Annotated in this window: 15 protein-coding genes and 1 riboswitch; of the genes, 5 read left to right on the forward strand and 10 right to left on the reverse strand. The window is 40.2% G+C overall.

The annotated features are described in order from the left end of the window. Positions 1-5: 5 nt before the first annotated feature. Together hyi and gcl are read right to left on the reverse strand one after the other, a co-directional pair. Positions 6-788 carry a hydroxypyruvate isomerase gene (gene hyi, locus C9J47_RS19870; RefSeq protein ID WP_107255052.1) on the reverse strand — a complete coding sequence of 261 codons (783 nt, stop codon included), beginning with the start codon at positions 786-788 and terminating at the stop codon, positions 6-8. A gap of 17 nt (positions 789-805) precedes the next feature. Next, positions 806-2581, reverse strand: a complete 1776-nt coding sequence (gene gcl / locus C9J47_RS19875) for a glyoxylate carboligase (RefSeq protein ID WP_107255053.1) — start codon at positions 2579-2581, stop codon at positions 806-808. A 319-nt stretch (positions 2582-2900) separates the two neighbouring features. Between gcl and aceB the strand changes: the two genes are divergently transcribed. From aceB to C9J47_RS19890, 3 genes are all read left to right on the forward strand, one after another. Further along, complete coding sequence (gene aceB / locus C9J47_RS19880) at positions 2901-4547, forward strand: malate synthase A (RefSeq protein WP_107255054.1); 1647 nt, start codon at positions 2901-2903, stop codon at positions 4545-4547. 43 nt (positions 4548-4590) lie between these two features. Further along, on the forward strand, positions 4591-5022 hold the full coding sequence (locus tag C9J47_RS19885) for a GlcG/HbpS family heme-binding protein (RefSeq protein ID WP_107255055.1): 432 nt from the start codon (positions 4591-4593) through the stop codon (positions 5020-5022). Between the two features lie 294 nt (positions 5023-5316). Then, positions 5317-5607, forward strand: a complete 291-nt coding sequence (locus C9J47_RS19890; protein WP_107255056.1) for a hypothetical protein — start codon at positions 5317-5319, stop codon at positions 5605-5607. 458 nt (positions 5608-6065) lie between these two features. On the opposite strand, the gene C9J47_RS19895 is transcribed toward C9J47_RS19890, so the two are convergent. The 8 genes from C9J47_RS19895 to C9J47_RS19930 form a co-directional block, all read right to left on the reverse strand. Further along, positions 6066-7349 carry a TRAP transporter large permease gene (locus C9J47_RS19895; RefSeq protein WP_107255057.1) on the reverse strand — a complete coding sequence of 428 codons (1284 nt, stop codon included), beginning with the start codon at positions 7347-7349 and terminating at the stop codon, positions 6066-6068. Positions 7350-7358: 9 nt separating this feature from the next. Further along, a complete protein-coding gene (locus tag C9J47_RS27365) occupies positions 7359-7871 on the reverse strand; it encodes a TRAP transporter small permease (RefSeq protein ID WP_107255058.1) in 513 nt (170 codons plus the stop codon). A gap of 94 nt (positions 7872-7965) precedes the next feature. Then, complete coding sequence (locus C9J47_RS19905; protein WP_107255059.1) at positions 7966-8934, reverse strand: sialic acid TRAP transporter substrate-binding protein SiaP; 969 nt, start codon at positions 8932-8934, stop codon at positions 7966-7968. Positions 8935-9378: 444 nt separating this feature from the next. Next, on the reverse strand, positions 9379-9870 hold the full coding sequence (gene nanQ, locus C9J47_RS19910) for an N-acetylneuraminate anomerase (protein ID WP_107255060.1): 492 nt from the start codon (positions 9868-9870) through the stop codon (positions 9379-9381). Positions 9871-9957: 87 nt separating this feature from the next. Further along, positions 9958-11448, reverse strand: a complete 1491-nt coding sequence (locus C9J47_RS19915) for a sodium:solute symporter family protein (protein WP_107255061.1) — start codon at positions 11446-11448, stop codon at positions 9958-9960. 50 nt (positions 11449-11498) lie between these two features. After that, positions 11499-12377, reverse strand: coding sequence for an N-acetylmannosamine kinase (locus C9J47_RS19920; protein WP_107255062.1), 879 nt, complete (start codon positions 12375-12377; stop codon positions 11499-11501). Continuing rightward, complete coding sequence (locus C9J47_RS19925; protein ID WP_107255063.1) at positions 12374-13111, reverse strand: N-acetylmannosamine-6-phosphate 2-epimerase; 738 nt, start codon at positions 13109-13111, stop codon at positions 12374-12376. Before C9J47_RS19925 ends, C9J47_RS19920 begins: the two co-directional genes overlap by 4 nt. 589 nt (positions 13112-13700) lie before the next feature. Continuing rightward, positions 13701-14573, reverse strand: coding sequence for a MurR/RpiR family transcriptional regulator (locus C9J47_RS19930; protein WP_107255064.1), 873 nt, complete (start codon positions 14571-14573; stop codon positions 13701-13703). 369 nt (positions 14574-14942) lie between these two features. Here C9J47_RS19930 and C9J47_RS19935 point away from each other — a divergent pair, with 369 nt between their 5' ends. Beyond that, positions 14943-15839: a dihydrodipicolinate synthase family protein gene (locus C9J47_RS19935; protein WP_107255065.1), complete on the forward strand. Its 897-nt coding sequence runs from the start codon at positions 14943-14945 to the stop codon at positions 15837-15839. 451 nt (positions 15840-16290) lie between these two features. Then, positions 16291-16378: riboswitch (cyclic di-GMP riboswitch) on the forward strand. 100 nt (positions 16379-16478) lie between these two features. Next, positions 16479-19133: a M66 family metalloprotease gene (locus C9J47_RS19940; protein ID WP_107255066.1), complete on the forward strand. Its 2655-nt coding sequence runs from the start codon at positions 16479-16481 to the stop codon at positions 19131-19133. Positions 19134-19304: the final 171 nt, after the last annotated feature.

Here is a 19304-nt window from a genome sequence, read left to right on the forward strand (position 1 = left end):
TCTCCTTAGATTTGGTTGAATGCTTTAAGCCAGCCGATACCCGCTAACGTGGTGGTTTTAGGTTTATATTCGCACCCAACCCAACCTTGATAACCGATATTATCGAGATGCTGTAAAATAAACGGATAGTTAATTTCGCCAGTACCCGGTTCATGTCGCCCAGGATTATCAGCTAATTGGATATGCTGAATGTGATCAATATTCTGGCTTAGCGTTGGGGCAAGATCACCTTCCATAATTTGCATATGATAAATGTCATATTGAAAACGTAGGTTCTTGCTACCAACTTGCTCAATAATATCCAGTGCCTGAGCCGTGTTTGTTAAGTAAAAACCCGGGATATCACGGGTGTTTATGGCTTCAATCACCAAGCTGATCCCTGCTTTCTCTAATTCAGCCGCGGCAAAACACAGATTAGTCACAAATGTTTCTGTGGCTTGTTCTTGGCTAACACCTGCCGGCACAATACCGGCTAAACAGTTCACTTGATTACAACCTAACGCCTTTGCATACGCGATAGCTTGTGGAACGCCTAATCGAAATTCATCGGTACGGGTAGGATCAACAGCAATTCCTCGCTCCCCAGCTTCCCAATTACCTGCGGGTAAATTAAACAGCACTTGTTTCAAATTAAAATTATCTAATCGCAGTTTAATTTCTTCAGGCGTATTGGCGTATGGAAATAAGTACTCCACCCCTTGAAACCCGGCATCGGCAGCAATTTCAAAACGGTCGAGAAAATCAAATTCTGTAAATAACATGGATAAATTGGCAGCAAACTTTGGCATGGTTGATCCCTTCATCTTTATTGATTGAACGTAATAGCAGTCGGTGCATCGGCACTGCCTTCTGCTAGCGGTTCAAATTCGTTAACACCATTTATCTCGACACCCATTGAAATATTAGTTACACGCTCAAGCATGATTTCAACGACTACAGGTACTTTGTGCTTAGCCATTAGCTCTTTGGCTTGAGCAAACGCATTGCCCACTTGGTCAGGATCTCGAACCCGAATAGCTTTACACCCTAACCCTTCAACAACCGCGACATGGTCAACACCATAGCCTTCAAGTTCTGGCGCATTTTGGTTATCAAATGCGAGCTGAACACAGTAATCAATATCAAACTGACGCTGTGCTTGGCGTATCAAACCAAGGTACGAGTTGTTCACGACAACATGGATGTAAGGCAAATTAAACTGTGCCCCAACAGCAAGTTCTTCTATCATGAATTGGAAATCATAATCACCTGATATAGCCACAATAGGACGGTCTGGATCAGCAGCGCGTACCCCCAATGCCGCAGGAATTGTCCAACCTAAAGGACCTGCCTGACCACAGTTGATCCAATGACGCGGCTTATAAACATGGAGGAACTGAGCAGCAGCAATCTGAGACAAACCGATCGTGCTTACGTAGCAGGTATCTTCATCAAATGCTTTGTTCATTTCTTCATAAACACGCATTGGTTTCATTGGTACTTCATCGAAATGCGTTTTACGTAACATGGTCGACTTACGGTGCTGGCACTCACCCGCCCAGTCGCTACGATCTTTTAATTTGCTGGCTTGCTTCCATTCTCGTGCCACCTCGACCAACAGTTCCAATGCAGCTTTGGCATCTGAAACAATGCCAAGATCAGGGCAGAAAACACGCCCAATCTGAGTTGGTTCTATATCGATATGGACGAACTTACGCCCTTCGGTATACACATCGACTGAACCGGTATGACGGTTTGCCCAGCGGTTACCAATGCCCAGCACAAAGTCAGAACCTAGCAAGGTGGCATTACCATAACGGTGTGCCGTTTGTAGCCCCACCATACCCGCCATTAGTTCATGATTATCAGGTATTGACCCCCAGCCCATCAGCGTAGGAATAACAGGAATGCCAGTAATTTCAGCAAATTGCTGTAAGAGTGCAGATGCCCCCGCATTAATAACCCCGCCACCCGAGACAATCACCGGATTGTTAGCATCGTTCAGCATGGTGATTGCTTTTTCAACCTGAGCACGGCTCGCCGTTGGCTTGTAGGCGTCAAGTGGCTCATAGCTATCAATATCAAATTCAATTTCTGTTAGCTGCACATCAATCGGTAAATCAATCAAGATAGGGCCTGGTCGTCCCGAGCGCATTAGATGAAATGCCTGTTGAAACGCACGTGGCACTTGGGCTGGCTCTAATACTGTCGTTGCCCACTTAGTGACGGGCTTAGCTATGGTTTCAATATCAACCGCTTGGAAATCTTCTTTATGAAGTCGAGCACGTGGGGCTTGCCCCGTAATACAAAGAATTGGAATTGAATCAGCCGATGCAGAATACAAACCTGTGATCATATCGGTTCCAGCAGGGCCTGATGTGCCAATACAGACGCCAATGTTGCCTTGGCTGGTTCTCGTATAGCCTTCAGCCATATGAGAAGCACCCTCGACATGTCGAGCCAATACGTGATCAATTCCACCCAACTTTTTCATTGCTGCATACATAGGGTTAATTGCTGCGCCGGGTACACCAAAAGCAATATCTACCCCTTCACGCTTTAATACTTCTACTGCCGCTTCTATTGCTGTCATTCTCGCCATACTGAACTCCATGTAAGATTGTATACAATTTAAGGAACAATTGTATTCTAAACACCAGTTCAAAATTTAAGCAAGTGATATGACACAAATAAATAACATATCGTTTAATGCAATAGACCAGATTGTGCAAATTATCGATTTAAATCAATAAAATAAAAACAGGTCCGATGTGGTTTAATTATTTAAGAAACCAAGGGCATGAAAATAAAATGTTAAATTATCTTTGATGAATTATTAAAAACACGATATATCTATACTTAAATAAGAAGATTTATGTATACAACAATATGTAAGTATTGTTTCAAAGGAGACGGCGAAAATGATTTCAGAAGATATGGTGATTAAACGACAATCAATGTGTATTGATGTACTCGGTACAACGGATAATACTGAGTACAAACAAGTGTTATCGGCAGAAGCACTTCTTTTCCTTGATGCGGTAGTAAAGAAATTTGCTGAACGCCGTAATGAACTATTAGCTTTACGTGATCAGCGTCAACTCGCATTTGATAACGGCGAGTTGCCTGATTTCCGTCAAGATACTAAAAATATTCGTGATGATAAGAGCTGGAAAGTGGCATCGATCCCTACGGCACTTCAAGATCGTCGCGTAGAAATTACCGGTCCTATCGATCGTAAGATGGTGATCAATGCTCTTAATTCTGGGGCAAAAGTCTTCATGTGCTGCTTTGAAGATGCATCGGCACCTTCGTGGGAAAATATGATCAATGGTCAGATCAATTTGCGCGATGCCAATGCAGGCACTATCAGTTATACCGATGACACTAAAAACAAACATTATGCGCTAAATGATAACCCAGCATTACTTATTGCTCGCCCGCGGGGTTTGCATTTGCCTGAAGATCATATTCAATATAACGATCAACCTATTCCCGGTAGCTTGATGGATTTCGCACTGTACTTCTTCCACAACTATCAAACTCGTGCAGCACAAGGTCTTGGGGTGTATTACTACATTCCTAAGCTAGAAAGTATGGAAGAAGCTCAGTGGTGGGATGATGTATTCGACTTTACCGAAAACTATTTCAAGGTTGAAACAGGCACAATTCGCGCCACCGTATTAATCGAAACCTTACCTGCAGTGTTTCAAATGGATGAAATACTGTATGTAATGCGTAATCACATAGTGGCAATGAACTGTGGCCGTTGGGACTATATCTTTAGCTACATTAAAACCCTCAAAAACCATAAAGATCGAATTCTGCCTGATCGCCATGGTGTTGGTATGGATAAAACCTTCTTAAACGCGTACAGCCAGTTACTTGTACGTACTTGCCATCAACGTGGTGCGCTAGCCATGGGCGGCATGTCGGCATTTATTCCCCATAAAGATCCTAAAGTGATGGATCAAGTGTTGGCAAAAGTCGTTGAAGACAAAAATCGTGAATCCAACAATGGTCACGACGGCACTTGGGTTGCTCACCCTCACCTTGTTTCAACCGCGATGGATATTTTTGATAAACACCTTGCAGGTAAAATAAACCAACTCGATTTCGATTCAAGCTATGTCGGCGATATTACAGCCAAGATATTACTTGAACCTTGCGAAGGCGTGCGTAATGAAGAAGGTGTTCGTAAAAATATTCGTATTGCCCTTTATTACATCGAGTCATGGATTCAGGGAGTTGGCTGTGTGCCTATTTATGGGCTAATGGAAGATGCCGCGACTGCCGAGATTTCACGTGCCAGCATCTGGCAATGGATTCACCACGGTGTATCACTCGATGACGGTCAAGTATTCACGGCTTCTCTTTTCCGCAAGTGGCTAAACGAAGAACTCGACACGATTAAAATTGAAGTCGGACAAAACCGCTATAACAACGGTCGCTTCAAAGAAACAGCTGCGCTATTTGACCAAATTTCGACCGCTGACGAATTTGCAGCGTTCTTAACTTTACCGAGTTATTCCCTACTAACAGGACAAAGAATTCAGACATTAACCTAACGCCATCTCGCTAATTCGGCAGATGGCACAGTCAGGAGATAAGATGATTAGTTTGACACTTCAGCAAGCACTGAAAATAACTGAAGGTACTTTTGGTGCCGGTATTTCTCAGCAAAGCGAGCCATTAACTGTCGCAATTTTGGACAGTGGCGGAAAACTTATTTCACTCCAGCGTCAAGATGGCTCAAGTATGATGAGACCAGACATCGCTATCGCCAAAGCCTGGGGGGCATTAGCTCTTGGTTGCTCATCCCGAAAATTAGCGCAAGATGCCGATAACAGACCCGCATTTATATCTGCTATAAATGTTCTCGCTAACGGCAATATGGTACCTGTTCCTGGTGGGCTTCTTATTAGAGATGATACCAACTACGTAATGGGCGCCGTAGGCGTCAGTGGTGATCATTCAGACCTCGACGAGAACTGTGCCATCAAAGGGATTCAGTTTGCAGACCTATATTCTGATGAATACTAGAGCCCGTTAACCTTCAGTAGATTCTACCATTAGCCGTATAGACACAATTTGTTTATGAAAGATCACCACTGCAATCCTCTTGAATAAGCCATCTATTTAAGGGGATTTTTTATCCTTGATACTAGGCATATAAATGATAGGTAAAAAAACGATAATTAACATGCCCTTGAATGCTCTGGCTTCAAGGGCTTTTTTTATAGTAATAAATCACGCCAAAACAGGTCTATATTATGTATTGAGGGGTAAACATCACAAACAACAGTATATTCCCCTTATTCAATCAGAGGATCTACAATGAAAACTCTATTCGCATTGTTCTTATTAACAGCATCTGGCTTTGTTTTAGCCTTTGGTAGCGGTGGCAGTCTTGGTGGTAACCCTGCAATTCTAACGGGTGGAAGCCAGATAGGTACACCTGTCTGCCTAAACAAAAATGGAGATGCTCTTCGTCATACAGAAAGTACAAAACTGAACCGTCAATGTTCTATTACTTGGGTAACAATTATTGATCGTATTAATTACGACGATTTCTACGATAACAAACCCAAAGGCGAAACATTGGCAGATGTTCGTAACAAATATTAAGTCACTCAATATTTGTAAAGTAAAACTACCTACTCAGTATTTAAAGCTTACAACATAATTTTCTCGCCACAATTTTCGCATATAAAACGAGCTTTAAAAAAGAAACGTTGAAAAGCCGTTCTCTTTAAGCGTTTAATTTTAGGTTTTTGGCAACAGTGCATTTTAACATCCCTACTCAATAAGTATTATACTGCGCATCATTATGCATAAAAAACCACCAAAGCATGTGATGCAAATCACACATTATGATTGAATTACAATGGATTGGAATAATTAGTATGGCAAACGTTGCACATTTGTTGCTTATCAGTGTTTTTTAAATGTAACCATTTATGCCTACAAAATATTCATAATGCTTCTAAATGCAAAGTCTAGAAATTAAAAATTCCAGTAGCTTTATCAGCTACTGGAATAGATCTTATAAACCCATTAAATTGTCACTATTTAGTGATCATAGCTTAAAGCCCATATCCCAGTACAAGTTGCGGTAAAAACAGTGTGATTTGTGGAAAAACGATAATTAAACCAAGCACAATAAATAAAGGTACGAGCAGTGGTAAGACACCACGTGTTAATACATGAAATGGAATATTACCGACCTTTGATACAACGTATAGAGCCATTCCCATTGGTGGTGTTAATATACCTATCATTAAATTAAGTATTGCCATCACACCAAAATGTACAGGATCAATACCAACAGCGGTTGCAACAGGAACTAAAAACGGTACAAGCAATAATAACAGCGCTAACGATTCAATAAAGGTACCCAAAAAAAGTAACAACAAATTAATGAGTAGCAATAAAATCAAAGGATTATCACTGATCGACAAAAAGAACTCTGCTAACTGCTGTGGTAATTGTTCGCGAGCAACTATCCAGCCAAATACAGTAACCCCCATTACCATTAAAGCGACAACAGATGTTGTGGTTACCGTTTCTTGAACCAGTTTAATAAACTTGTCCATAGTTAAAGATTTATATACAACAGTACCTAAAAAAAGTGCATATAACGACGAGATAATAGCCGCTTCAGTCGGGGTGAATTTACCAGAGAAAATACCACCAATAATAATGAACGGCGTTAACAAAGATAAGAATGCATCTCTAAATGCGATTAATCTTTCTTTACTTGATGCACGAGGTAACGTCATATAACCGCGTTTCTTCGCGATGAAATACGTCATGATACACAAAGCAATACAGCATAATAATCCTGGTATTGCACCAGCCAGAAATAACGCCCCAATTGATGTATTAGACACAACACCATAAATAACAAGAGGAATAGATGGTGGAACTAAGGGGCCAATAATACAGGATGCCGCGGTTAACCCACCGGCAAAATCATCATCATATTTCGCATCTCTCATTGATTTGATTTCAAGCTGACCAAGGCCACCTGCGTCAGCTAAGGCCGATCCCGACATGCCAGAAAACATCAAACTCGCAAGAATATTTACATGACCTAAGCTACCCGTTATATGCCCCACCATCGCTTTGGCAAAATTAAAAATACGTTCTGTAATACCGGCACTATTCATTAGGTGCCCAGTTAAGACAAAAAATGGTACAGCAAGCAAAGTAAAATTATCCAAGCCTCCGATCATTTGCTGAGCGGCAAAATTTATTCCCGTACTCTCTGTTAAGACTAAAAAGGCAAGACCAACAAATATTAAAGAGAACCCTACAGGCATACCTGCGAAAAGAAGCCCTAGCCAGCCCAATATGGATGTAAACATGAAAAATCCTTATTCATTAATGTCACAGGCAGTAAGATGGGATGTATTTTTATTTTCTTTGATACGCCAATCAATTAATACAAAATACAGTTTTTGGCATTGCCTCACTAACATAAAGCATCCGCCAATAGGCAGTGCGTAAGTCATCCAAGAGCTAGAGATACCAAGTGTGATTAATTCGAAAAAAGCAGTACGTTGAACATGTGCATATCCATAATAGATCATCGCTACAATCGTAATCAGTACCAAGAGCTCTAAAGCAAACAGTAAGCTATAGCGAATATTCCGCGGCAGTTTGTCAGAAAAAAAAGTGATTTTTACATGGTCATCTTTCTTAATGGCTATTGCTCCCCCAATGATTGCCATATGCAAAAAAAGAACTCGTGCAAGCTCCTCACTCCACAATGACGGAGAGTCAAACAACCAACGAGAGGATATTTGCCAAGTTAGAATACACAGTAGAGCAATCATAAGAGGAACAGTGATTATTTCTTCAATATTATCAATGATCTTACGAAACATTACAGACTCCTAGTCTTGGTCGGCTTAGCACCGACCAGACGGTAGTTATACCAACCTGAATAAGTAAGTGTTCAGATGTTAGCTTACGTTGGTATTAAATATCGCTTAGCTCTTCAACTAGTTGCTTGCCTATTTTCTTATCAAAGTCTTTATAAATTGGCAGCATTGCTTCTCGGAATGGTGCTAGATCAGGATACGTAATATTGACCCCTTCCGTTTTAAAGAATGTAATCAGTTCTTTCTCTTGATTGTTTACAAAGTTCGTATGTCGTTTACCAGCAATACTGACCGCTTCAGTGATAGTCGCTTGCTGATCTTTACTTAAGTTCTGCCAACGGTCTTCACTAATGAGTACCATTTGATCATTTACAATATGATTGGTCATTGCCAAGTTTGGCTGTACCTCATAAAACTTCATGGTATTAAATGTAGGTAGCGGATTTTCCTGACCATCAACGGCATTGGTTTGCAACGCTAAGTAAACTTCTGAGAATGCCATTGGTGTTGGTGATGCACCTGCATATTTCGCAAATGCCAAGTTTGCTTTTGCATTTGGCACTCGTAACTTTAATCCCTCAAAATCAGAAATAGTGTTTAAAGGGCGATTTGAAGACGTTTGGCGCGTACCGTTATACCAAGTATCTAATGCTCGCCAATTAAAGTTGGTTAGCATTTCTTCACGCACACCTTGACCAAATTTAGAATTAAAAATACGTTGAATATGCGCGTAATTTTTCACGACGTAAGGTAACATCACGGCTTCAGCACGAGGAATCCATAACCCCATTCTGCCGAATTCAGCAAACGTTATATCAAGATCACCCATACTTAATTGTTGTAGCATTGCTCGATCATCGCCAAGTTGTGCGCCAGGGTATAATAAGAGCTTCATCTCTCCGTCACTTAGCTCTGAAATTTTGTCTGATAATAGTTTTGCGGAATCATATTCAACCGAGCCAACATTGGCCTGCAAGCCCATTTTAAGTATTGTTTCTGCTTGTACAGCAGTAGTAGTAAATGCCATAGCTAGTAAGGAAAGAGTGATTTTATTTATGTTATTCATCTTTATACCTTTTATATTTAATTAGATTTATTAATTATAATATTGGATTTGAAATCTTACCCATCACGTCGAAGAATATTTACACCACAATTATTATCTTTATGAAGGTTTTCTTCAAACCTAATAACTAAGAAGTGTGACAACAAGCAACATAAACTTCACAAACTATCTAGCCTTTATAATCCTCATTAAAAATAACGCTAAATGTTTTATACCCATAATAAAACAACTCAAAATTAATTTATTCCCATGAGAATACAAACATAAAACAAGACATTAAAAACAAAGCACATATAACAAAAAGAAATAAGGTTATCGATATTATTGAAATAGTGCATGACGACTTAGTTACCCCATATTATGTCAACTGGTAAAATAAATCGTCACTATCATTGATATAATTAATAACAACTATCGATAAAAGATGGAATTAAATAGCAATAATTAAATCAATGAACGATGAACTTTAACTACCACCTTTTTTAGCATGTAATTATCACAAGTCATTGATACCTGTTCATCAGTATAACGACATCCTGGTTTATGGGGTTCCTCAGGGAAGAATATTGCAAACATACCAGGTTCAAGCAGCACCTCACATTCATGCTTCATACTCTCGACAAGGTAATAATCATTTTCTCTATCGTATTCTGTTGATATTGGGTTACTTTTATTTGCTAAACCATAACCAATACGTTCAAAGCCTGATATTAAAAACTGCACATCAATATACTCTTTATGAACTTCAGCTAACTTTTGCTCTGCAATCCCAGTTTCAAACTCCATCACATTGGCAAACATCAGCTCACCATCAATGTTATGTCGTCCTAATGGTAGTTTGTCCAATTCTGAAGATTGAACATACTCAAGTGCTTTTTTTAATGCACTAGGAAGAAAATCAAAGTCTTGTGAAGATATAATATTTCCGAAAATCATTATGTTACTCTCAAGAAAGAAGGCTTAAGCATGTAGCACTTAAGCCTTCAGGGGGAATGAAAAGAAGAGGCGTTACCTACTCACTGATTATGAATTTTGTGCAATAAGTGATTTATTCACATCTTCAACTGTATTTTGTTTAAATAATGGTGCAGTTATATAACCAACAAACACGACCATTAATGTTCCAATTACACCGTAGAAAAAGAAGTTAAGATCCGTTGCCGCTCGTACCCACAAGATTGCAATAACACTTGCAACCACACCAGCTAAAGCACTATTAGCATTGGCACGTTTAACAAACACGCCTAGCATAAACAAGCCTGTCATTGGGCCGCCCATCAAACCAATCAAGCTGTTAAATGCATCCCATAATTCACTTTCATTCGACATGATTAGGTATGTCGACGCAATAACACCAAAGACACCCGCAGCAACAATAACTGAACGTGCAACAAACATTGTTTTCTTAGGCGATTTTTCTCCGCCAAGTCGATGGTAAATATCAGATGTAAAACATGCTGAGATACTATTTAAACTACTCGAAATACTAGATTGTGACGCTGCGAATATTGCTGCAATAATTAAACCTGCAACCCCAGCTGGCATTTTTGATATGACAAAGAATGGTAATACCCCCCCCGTATTAAAGTTCTCAGGTAATAAGCCAGGGTTTTGAGTGTAATAAGCATATAATGCAGAACCAACAGCAAAGAAGAATACTGGAATAAATGCAACTAATTTGGCATTAGTGATTAATGCCTTTTTTGTTTCTTCAATTGAGTCAGTCACAATATAACGCTGAACAACATCTTGACTCGCAGTGAATTGTTGTAGACTAGCGAATAAAAAGCCAATAACAAGAACAGGAATCGTACCTTCAGTCCAGCTCCATGCAAATTGTTCTTTAGGGAAATATTTATCTGCTTCTGCAGACATACTGAATATTTCTGTCACCCCACCATCGACATTAAAGCAAATAACAGTGAAAATTAAAATTGCAGCCAAAGACAACATAATACCTTGAATTACATCAGTCCAAATAACACCTTCAATTCCGCCCATAAATGTATATACGATACACAGCACACCAATTAAGAAAACGATGGTTAATGGGTTAATATCAACAAATGGGATCAATGCCAGTGCAGTTAAGTACGTTATAATTGCAATTCGACCAATATGAAATAACATAAATGAAATACTGGCGAATAAACGCATTTTAACATCAAAGCGTTTTTCTAAATATTCGTAGGCAGAAGTCAGGTTTAGCTTTCTAAAAAACGGAATATAATATAAAAAGACAAATGGAAGAATTAATATAGCGACATATTGTCCGATTAAAAATGTCCAATCCCCCGTATAGGCTTTTGCAGGAATAGACATGAATGTAATTGAACTTAGTGTGGTGGCGAATACGCTAATACCTGCTGCCCAACCGGGTATACGACCACCCGCTTTAAAGTAATCATCTGCCGACTTTTGACGTTTAGCAAAATATACTCCAACAAGCATAACTGCAGTCAAATAAACCAGCAGAACTATGTAATTCAAGGTCCCAAATGCGTGCATTTCCATGCGGAGACTCCTTTCTGTTTAGTGTAGGTAAGGGGAATTTGTTATATCTTTTATTTAATATTTTGCTCTGCCCATAGCGCGACACCAAGTAGGCCAGCATCAGCACCAGAGCTTGCTGCAATTACGTCAGGAACATATATATTGGGTAGCCGCTCTAGATAAGTTTTCACCCTTGCTAAATATCCAGATGCCAGCCCAACACTCCCCCCTAATACAACGATATCGAGGTCAAGTGAGATAGTAAGATCAGCAATCAGGTTTGCAATCGTACTGGCAGAGCGATCAACAATGGCAATCGCGTTTTTATCGCCAGCAAGTAAGTGCTGATAAACGGTTTCACCATCGCAATCAGTGCCAAAGAAAGGCTGCCCGGCGACACCAATTGCGGTACCAGATGCAATGCTTTCTACACAACCTTTACGACCGCAACCACATACCGGTCCATTCGGATCTGCCAACATGTGACCAGCATGGCCCGCAATACCTCTAGTACCGGTATTGAGTATTTCTTTCTGCACGAAACCCGCCCCAACGCCAGTCGATACGGTAATAAATGCCATATCAGACACGGCTTGATCAAGTGCTTTATATTCAAACCAAGCAGCAGCTTGCGCATCGTTAATAACAACAACAGGTAACTGGGTTATTTCACTAATGACTTGGTGTAGAGGGAAATGATTTAAACCACCAAGGTTATCTGGGTTTAATGCAGTTAATACTCCATGATTAATAATACCTGTCGATGCAACAGCAACATGATCTGCTTTTAGAGCAAGAGGAGTTAATAAATCTGTTAACGCTACGGTTAATGCACTCGCCTCTTTTGAAGTGGGTGTCGAAATTTGAACACGTGTAACGATAACACTGTCTTTAACCAAAGCCGCGGCAATCTTAGTACCGCCGATATCGACCGCTAAACAGGTTTTCATGCGACAGCCTCAGATTGTGACTGATGAGCAAGTTCAACTGCTGATTGGAACCAGCTACATATATGCTCTACACGGGTAATCGCCGAACCAACTGTAACGCAGAATGCTCCAGCTTCAATGGCCTTGCCTGCTAACTCTGGGGTATTAAAGCGACCTTCAGCCATAACCGTACATCCTGCTTTTTTAAGTTGCTTAATTAAATCAAAGTCAGGCTCTGTGGGAATAGGTCCACCGGTATAACCAGATAAAGTTGAACCAATTATTTGAACGCCTCGCGCTTGGCAGTACATACCTTCATCGAACGTTGAGCAATCAGCCATTGCTAAACAGCCAACAGAGTGTATCGCATCAATCAAATCTTCAACCGAAGTCGGACGAGCACGATGGGTAGCATCGATAGCAATAATGTCTGCCCCTGCTTCTTTCAGCGCATATACATCTTCGATAAAAGGGGTAATACGAACGTCTGAATTTGCCAAATCACGTTTAATAATGCCGATAATAGGTACATTTACGTGAGGTCGAACCGCCTTAACATTCTCTATCCCTTCAATGCGAATACCCGCGGCACCACCCGCTACAGCAGCTTGCGCCATAGCGGCGACAATCATTGGTGAATCCATAGGTCCATCATCAACAGGCTGACATGATGCAACAAATCCTTGTTGCAAAGCCTTTAAAGCATTTTCTTGTGTCTTATTCACTTTAAGACAAGCCTTAGATTGGGTAATCATAAGTCGTACCGCTCCGAAACCAATAACCTAATGAAGTTTGACTCCAATTTAATCACGATGAAGTTTTACTTCAACAGGCAATTATTCAAACAGCGATCCTTACCTCATTTTTCATTGTCATAGGGGTAATAAATAAGATCCAGCTCACCATACAACCTATAATTGCGTACAAACTTACACGGAGTAAGACTCCACAAGTATAAAGAAGATGCATATAAAGGTCCGTGACATAAATAATCAGTTAAGCGTTACGCCATGTATAAAAACATATTACTTACCAAATAGCAGTCACGTCATGAAAGAGAATGAAATATAACTCCATAATGGAAACGTAAATGAAAGAACATATTTTGAAGTGAATTCAGCATAAATAGGCGCGATTATCCAATGGGACATAACAGAAAGTTGAATAACAAGAAGTATATGGACGATGAACAGTGCGTTAATCCAATTAATCAGCGCATATACATCTTTGATAATAGTGGAGTTTAGAGAGGTTGGAGCTCACCCAGAAAAGCGTTATAGCTAGCCAATCTGGGTGGATAAAAGATACGAAGCGTTAGCAAGCCATTGAGCATGAGGTTACTCGTTAGCTTTCAAGCGCATTTGTCGTCTTAATTTTATTTTCTTTAGCACTTTCCGCATCTTCATTAACAAGTAATGCATAGACCAGATCAAGAACAAACAATTGTGATATTTTCGTCCCAATCGAATCCCCTTGCAATTTCCCTTGTCGGTTACCATTCACCAATACAAAATCTGAAAACTCAGTGATAGCCGAACGAGGGTTATGGGTAATAGCAACGGTATCTGCACCCGCCTCTTTTGCGAGTTGAAGAGCTTTTGTCGTTTCTTTCGAACTACCTGAGTGACTAATGCCGACGGCTAAATCACCCTTCTGTAATAGTGATGCCTTCATATACATAAAATGATTATTGGTTAATGCATCAACATTAAAACCAATACGCATAAATTTATTCTTTGCATCTTCAGCAGTAATGCCCGAAGACCCTACCCCAAAAAAGTAGACTGCTTTAGCTGACTTTATCTGTCTTGCTACTTTTTCCAACGTATCAAAATTCAATAGATTCAATGTCTCTGCCAATACATTATTAATGGTTTTATGTAATTTCTGCCCAATTAACTCTGCATCATCTTGAAGGGTAACATCAGTATCTAAAATTGATTTTTCTTGTTGATTCAAACTGGAAAGCTCTATTGCTAGCTCCATTTTAAATTCTTGAAAGCCTTTAAAGCCAAGAGTACGGCAAAATCGAATTATCGTCGCTTCACCGACATTCGCAACTTGAGATAGCTCCGCAATAGATAACTTAGTAACTTCAGATGAATGAGCAAGTACGTAATCAGATATACGCTTCGCTGAAGGCGTTAAGCTATCGTATAGACTGCCTAAGGTGTCGATTACCTTTCCTGCTTTAAGAAGTGTTTGTTGATCTGTCATCCTTATTACCTCTATTTTTGCTTATCTCAATTCTAAAAAGTAATTTTACACGCTTACATCTTCATGTGAAGCTAAACTCCATATAATTCAATAAACAATATCAATATTGAAGCTATCTCGCTCTTAATAAAAGTGATTGATTATTGGAAACATAAAATTTACCGTGATCATTAGCAGAAAAAAACAATAAGATATTCAAAAAAGACCGCTAAAAATAAGGTTTGTAGACAAGGTCACAATTTTAAATTCTGGTTGTCTAAATCAGTAATCGTCAATTGCCTCTCGGAATATTACTCCATACAATAACCCCAACTCCACTTAAGACGAATAATTTGAAGTTTAACTTCACTGGTTATTATAAGGGCTACTATGGAAAAGCTTACTGGCTTGATTGCTGCACCTCACACCCCATTTGATGCGAAAGGTAATGTTAACCTGCCGATCATTGATAAAATTGCAGAGCACTTGATCAAAGATGGCGTCAATGGTGTTTATATTTGCGGTACAACTGGTGAAGGTATTCACTGTTCTGTAGAAGAACGCAAAGCAATCGCAGAGCGTTGGGCTGAAGTATCTCAAGGGCGTTTAAAAATCACCGTTCATACTGGCGCACTAAGTATTGTTGATACGCTTGAATTAACTCGCCATGCCGACACCCTTGATATTTTTGCTACTTCAGCAATTGGTCCATGCTTCTTCAAACCAGGTAGTGTTGACGATCTTGTCGACTACTGTGCTGCCGTTGCTGCTGCTGCACCATCAAAAGGGTTCTACTACTACCATTCAGGTATGTCTGGCGTAAATCTGGATATGGAGCAGTTCTTAATCAAAGCTGAAAACCGTATTCCAAACCTATACGGCTTAAAGTTTAACAGCGGTGATTTATACGAATACCAACGTTGCCTTCGGGCCTGCGACGGAAAATTTGACATTCCATTTGGCGTTGATGAATTCTTACCTGGTGCACTCGCTTTAGGTGCTATCGGCGCAGTAGGCAGTACGTACAACTATGCTGCTCCGCACTTTAATCAGATTATTGAAGATTTTCATAACGGCAAACATGCTGACGTTATTACAGGCATGGATAATGTTATTTCACTCATTCGAGTATTAGTTGAATACGGTGGGGTAGCCGCGGGTAAAGCAGCAATGGCATTACATGATATTGATGCTGGTGATCCTCGCCTTCCACTGAAAGCATTAACGCTTGAACAAAAACAAAATGTAATCAATAAAATGCGCGACGCAGACTTTATTAAGCACTAATTCCCCAAAGCAGTTAAGCAATAATAAATGCCTGTTAGTTAAACGCTAACGGGCTTTTTTTGTTCTATTCATATTTTTCCAATTCATAATAGTAGAGAACGTTAAAATAACATCAAAGTAACTGGATAAGTAAACGTTCAGGTACTTATTTTAGTTGGTATTAAATCATTTAGCTCCCTCGGTTCATCCCCTTCATAAAGCATTCCCCTCTTCTCAATGTGCATTTTTATTGTGCATTGATACTTTTTGAGCATATAACTAAAGAGCAAGGCTATAGATATGAAGCAGCTATACAAAATAATTATGCGCTTATTGCATTTAAAGTTGTATCGCTCTTTACTTCACCACCTGTAGCAGAATAACGCTTTATCGACAGTATTGCGTTTCAACAAAATGATAAGGACCTATAAAGATATACCCCAGCGTTTATAAAATCACAATCTTACATATAGTATGTAAAGGGCAAACTAGTCGAAAGGCTAGGACGCAAAGCTACCGGTTTAAGGGTTATAAAAACCTATGACAGCGGAGCCGCCATAGCTTTATTAACAGTTTTGAATAAACCCACAACTGTTATAGTTTTCCTGCTTGGTTGCAGCCCTTTTCGTTGATGACTCCTAACGAATAAGGATATACAACATGTTACACCAAACACCGTCACTGGTTTCCTCGGAACGACGCAACTTTTCATCCACTCACTCACGTTTAAAAGTCACCTATATCGTAAGCATAGTCGCTAGCCTTTTAGCCTCTGGAGCTGTCTATGCTGCCGAGCAAACAACAGAATCGTCCACAACATCTTCAACTTTAATGGTATTTAATAGCAATGACTTACCGAGTGATTTAGCTGGTAGCTTAGAAGCGTCGGTATCATTTGCCCAAAGCCAGATCATGCCATCAAAACATGGAATAGAGGGTGATGTTCAGCCTTACTTGACAGCCCTGCGAACGTCACTGCTTATGGTCAAACCTAAGCGAAGTGATCTAAATGTTGCCACACCATTACGTGTTACTGCAATTGATAACCAAGGTCGTAACCTAGGTACAATGAGTCTTAATCCCCCTAGCCAATTACCTAAAACAGCTTATGCCATTGATGGTGCGCCTGAAGGAGAACTTGATTTTACGCCGATTGAAGGAGCCTCTACTGCCATCAATTCAGCGGCAGCAATGACCAAGCTTAATGATCCTAGTGCAGCGTTTCTTCAAACAACATTAACAACCAATAATTTAGTTGAGATTAATACAGCAGATGGCGTGTGGACCAGAAATATTTACCTGCCAAATTCAGCATCAATGACAGATAAAGTCGTAAGAGTGACGTCAAGGGCTGGGTACTCGTCAAATATACATTACAGTGGTCGTTCTACGACCATTACCCGTGGTAACACACTCGTATTTAAACATTTAAATGGTCAATGGATTCGTGATGGTGAACTAGAGAACAATAAGCTAGTTTACGCCGATAACACTTGGAGCCTTAGGCTGCCACCAAACTGGATAAAACCTGGCATCAAGATGAAGTTCACTCATGGGGATCTTTCTGGTGAGCTAAGCGGTATTAAAGTCGGCGCACCTTCAGAGTTACTTATCCATACTATTGATATTGGTATGTTAACTAAGCCTCGTGACGCTTTTTACTTTGCGAAAGATACCTCAGCACAGCGTGAGTATTTCCAAACCGTACCAGTTAGCCGTATGACAGTAAGCCAATATGAATCACTTTATTTACCTGAAGTTATGTTGCCGAACGGTACCTTACTGACCGACTTCGACCCAAGCACCGGCGGATGGCATGGTGGTACGATGCGCCAACGAATTGGAAAAGAACTCATTTCTATCGGCATTGATAACGCCAACTATGGCATCAACAGCTCTATTGGTGAAGGTGAAAGTGGACATCCCTATTTAGCGTCACAGTTAGCAGCTCACAACAGCCGCGGTAATTATGAGAACGGTGTAGTGACTCACGGAGGTTCTGGTGGCGGCGGGATTGTGACTTTAGATGCCTCACTAGGTAATGAATTTAGCCATGAAGTTGGACACAACTTCGGCATGGGTCATTACCCCGGTGGGTTTAGTGGTTCGATCCACCGTCAAGCTGATGCCGTTAACTCCACTTGGGGCTGGGATGCCGATCTGAATAAGTTTATTCCGAACATGTCATCGAAGAAAAGCAATCAGAGCGCCTGCCTCAATGGTGAGTGCCAAGCACCTTTCGACGGTAGAAAGTTTGGTTCCGATTCCATGGCAGGGGGTGCGCCCATGTCGACGATTAATCGGTTCACTCTTTACACGCCTTATACTGCCGCCAACATCCAGCGTAACTTAGAGTCAAAAATCGTTTTTTCAGCAGATTCTGATACTGGTTTTAGAAAATGGGACCCAGTTACCCAAACTATGGAACCCTATCAGCACAGGGTAATGGATGGAGAGCAAGTGAATGCGTCAATCAACGATTTATCGGAAGATTATCTAACGGGTTTATTTGAAGATTATTCCTTAGTTACCATTGGGATGTACAACGGTAACTGGACCAAGTATATCAATGTTCCTACGGCATCAGAGAGTAATAAAGGTCGTACTATCACGATCAATCATAGAGCAGGTTACAATAGCCACCTTCAGATTAATGACAATTCTGTTCTTATTTATAATGGATTGAAAACATCTTATACCTCTGACGGTATAACTTGGAATGAAGACGAAGCCCCAGATCTTACGATAGCAAGAGTACCAACTTCATTTGGTATTCCAGTTACCACTCTTGTGGGTTATTACGATCCTAAAGGGATATTGCCTAGTTACATTTACCCTGCCCTACATGGTTCATATGGCTTTACTTACAGCAATGATAATGAACGCCTTTCTGCCAATAATTGTCAATTGCAGGTAGAGACGAGCAATGGCCAGTCGTTGAACTTTAAGCTCTCTGATGTACGCAGCAATAGAAATACGATGAATAAATTCCATGTAAATATACCTGAAGCAGATCTTCCACAAAGTGCTGCGATTGTATGTAAAGGGAATGCATTAGTCGAAAGAGCAATTGATCCGGTTAAAGCACCTTTGTCGTACACCGTAAATGGATATGATAAAGATGAAACCTATCACCAATGGGGAGACTATGACCGAATTGGAACCATTGGAGACATGTATGTATACGATAATCCTTACAATGGAGATAAGGAATTATTCAAGCTTTCAGGATTAGGCAGTGATGGCCGCTATTGGTATTACCCAACTAATAAAACCAATAACAGGTTCTGGACATACATCTCAGATATAAATTAACAGTCTATTTGTTAGTTTTATAAGAGAAGAGTATTTGAAGAACCCTGCTTTCAAGCTGTGGTTCTTTTTTTAGGATTCTGCATCCCTATCGGATTGGTAAACTACAGACGTAAAAAGCCGCTAACAATGTAGCGGCTTCTTTGAATATGGCGGAGTGCTCTGGGTAAGGCG

The organism is Photobacterium indicum (assembly GCF_003026215.1).
Classification (GTDB): domain Bacteria; phylum Pseudomonadota; class Gammaproteobacteria; order Enterobacterales; family Vibrionaceae; genus Photobacterium; species Photobacterium indicum.

Coding starts and splice junctions, on each gene's coding strand:
- hyi (WP_107255052.1), bottom strand. CDS start 788: ATGCCAAAGTTTGCTGCCAATTTATCCATGTTATTTACAGAATTTGAT.
- gcl (WP_107255053.1), bottom strand. CDS start 2,581: ATGGCGAGAATGACAGCAATAGAAGCGGCAGTAGAAGTATTAAAGCGT.
- aceB (WP_107255054.1), top strand. CDS start 2,901: ATGATTTCAGAAGATATGGTGATTAAACGACAATCAATGTGTATTGAT.
- C9J47_RS19885 (WP_107255055.1), top strand. CDS start 4,591: ATGATTAGTTTGACACTTCAGCAAGCACTGAAAATAACTGAAGGTACT.
- C9J47_RS19890 (WP_107255056.1), top strand. CDS start 5,317: ATGAAAACTCTATTCGCATTGTTCTTATTAACAGCATCTGGCTTTGTT.
- C9J47_RS19895 (WP_107255057.1), bottom strand. CDS start 7,349: ATGTTTACATCCATATTGGGCTGGCTAGGGCTTCTTTTCGCAGGTATG.
- C9J47_RS27365 (WP_107255058.1), bottom strand. CDS start 7,871: ATGTTTCGTAAGATCATTGATAATATTGAAGAAATAATCACTGTTCCT.
- C9J47_RS19905 (WP_107255059.1), bottom strand. CDS start 8,934: ATGAATAACATAAATAAAATCACTCTTTCCTTACTAGCTATGGCATTT.
- nanQ (WP_107255060.1), bottom strand. CDS start 9,870: ATGATTTTCGGAAATATTATATCTTCACAAGACTTTGATTTTCTTCCT.
- C9J47_RS19915 (WP_107255061.1), bottom strand. CDS start 11,448: ATGGAAATGCACGCATTTGGGACCTTGAATTACATAGTTCTGCTGGTT.
- C9J47_RS19920 (WP_107255062.1), bottom strand. CDS start 12,377: ATGAAAACCTGTTTAGCGGTCGATATCGGCGGTACTAAGATTGCCGCG.
- C9J47_RS19925 (WP_107255063.1), bottom strand. CDS start 13,111: ATGATTACCCAATCTAAGGCTTGTCTTAAAGTGAATAAGACACAAGAA.
- C9J47_RS19930 (WP_107255064.1), bottom strand. CDS start 14,573: ATGACAGATCAACAAACACTTCTTAAAGCAGGAAAGGTAATCGACACC.
- C9J47_RS19935 (WP_107255065.1), top strand. CDS start 14,943: ATGGAAAAGCTTACTGGCTTGATTGCTGCACCTCACACCCCATTTGAT.
- C9J47_RS19940 (WP_107255066.1), top strand. CDS start 16,479: ATGTTACACCAAACACCGTCACTGGTTTCCTCGGAACGACGCAACTTT.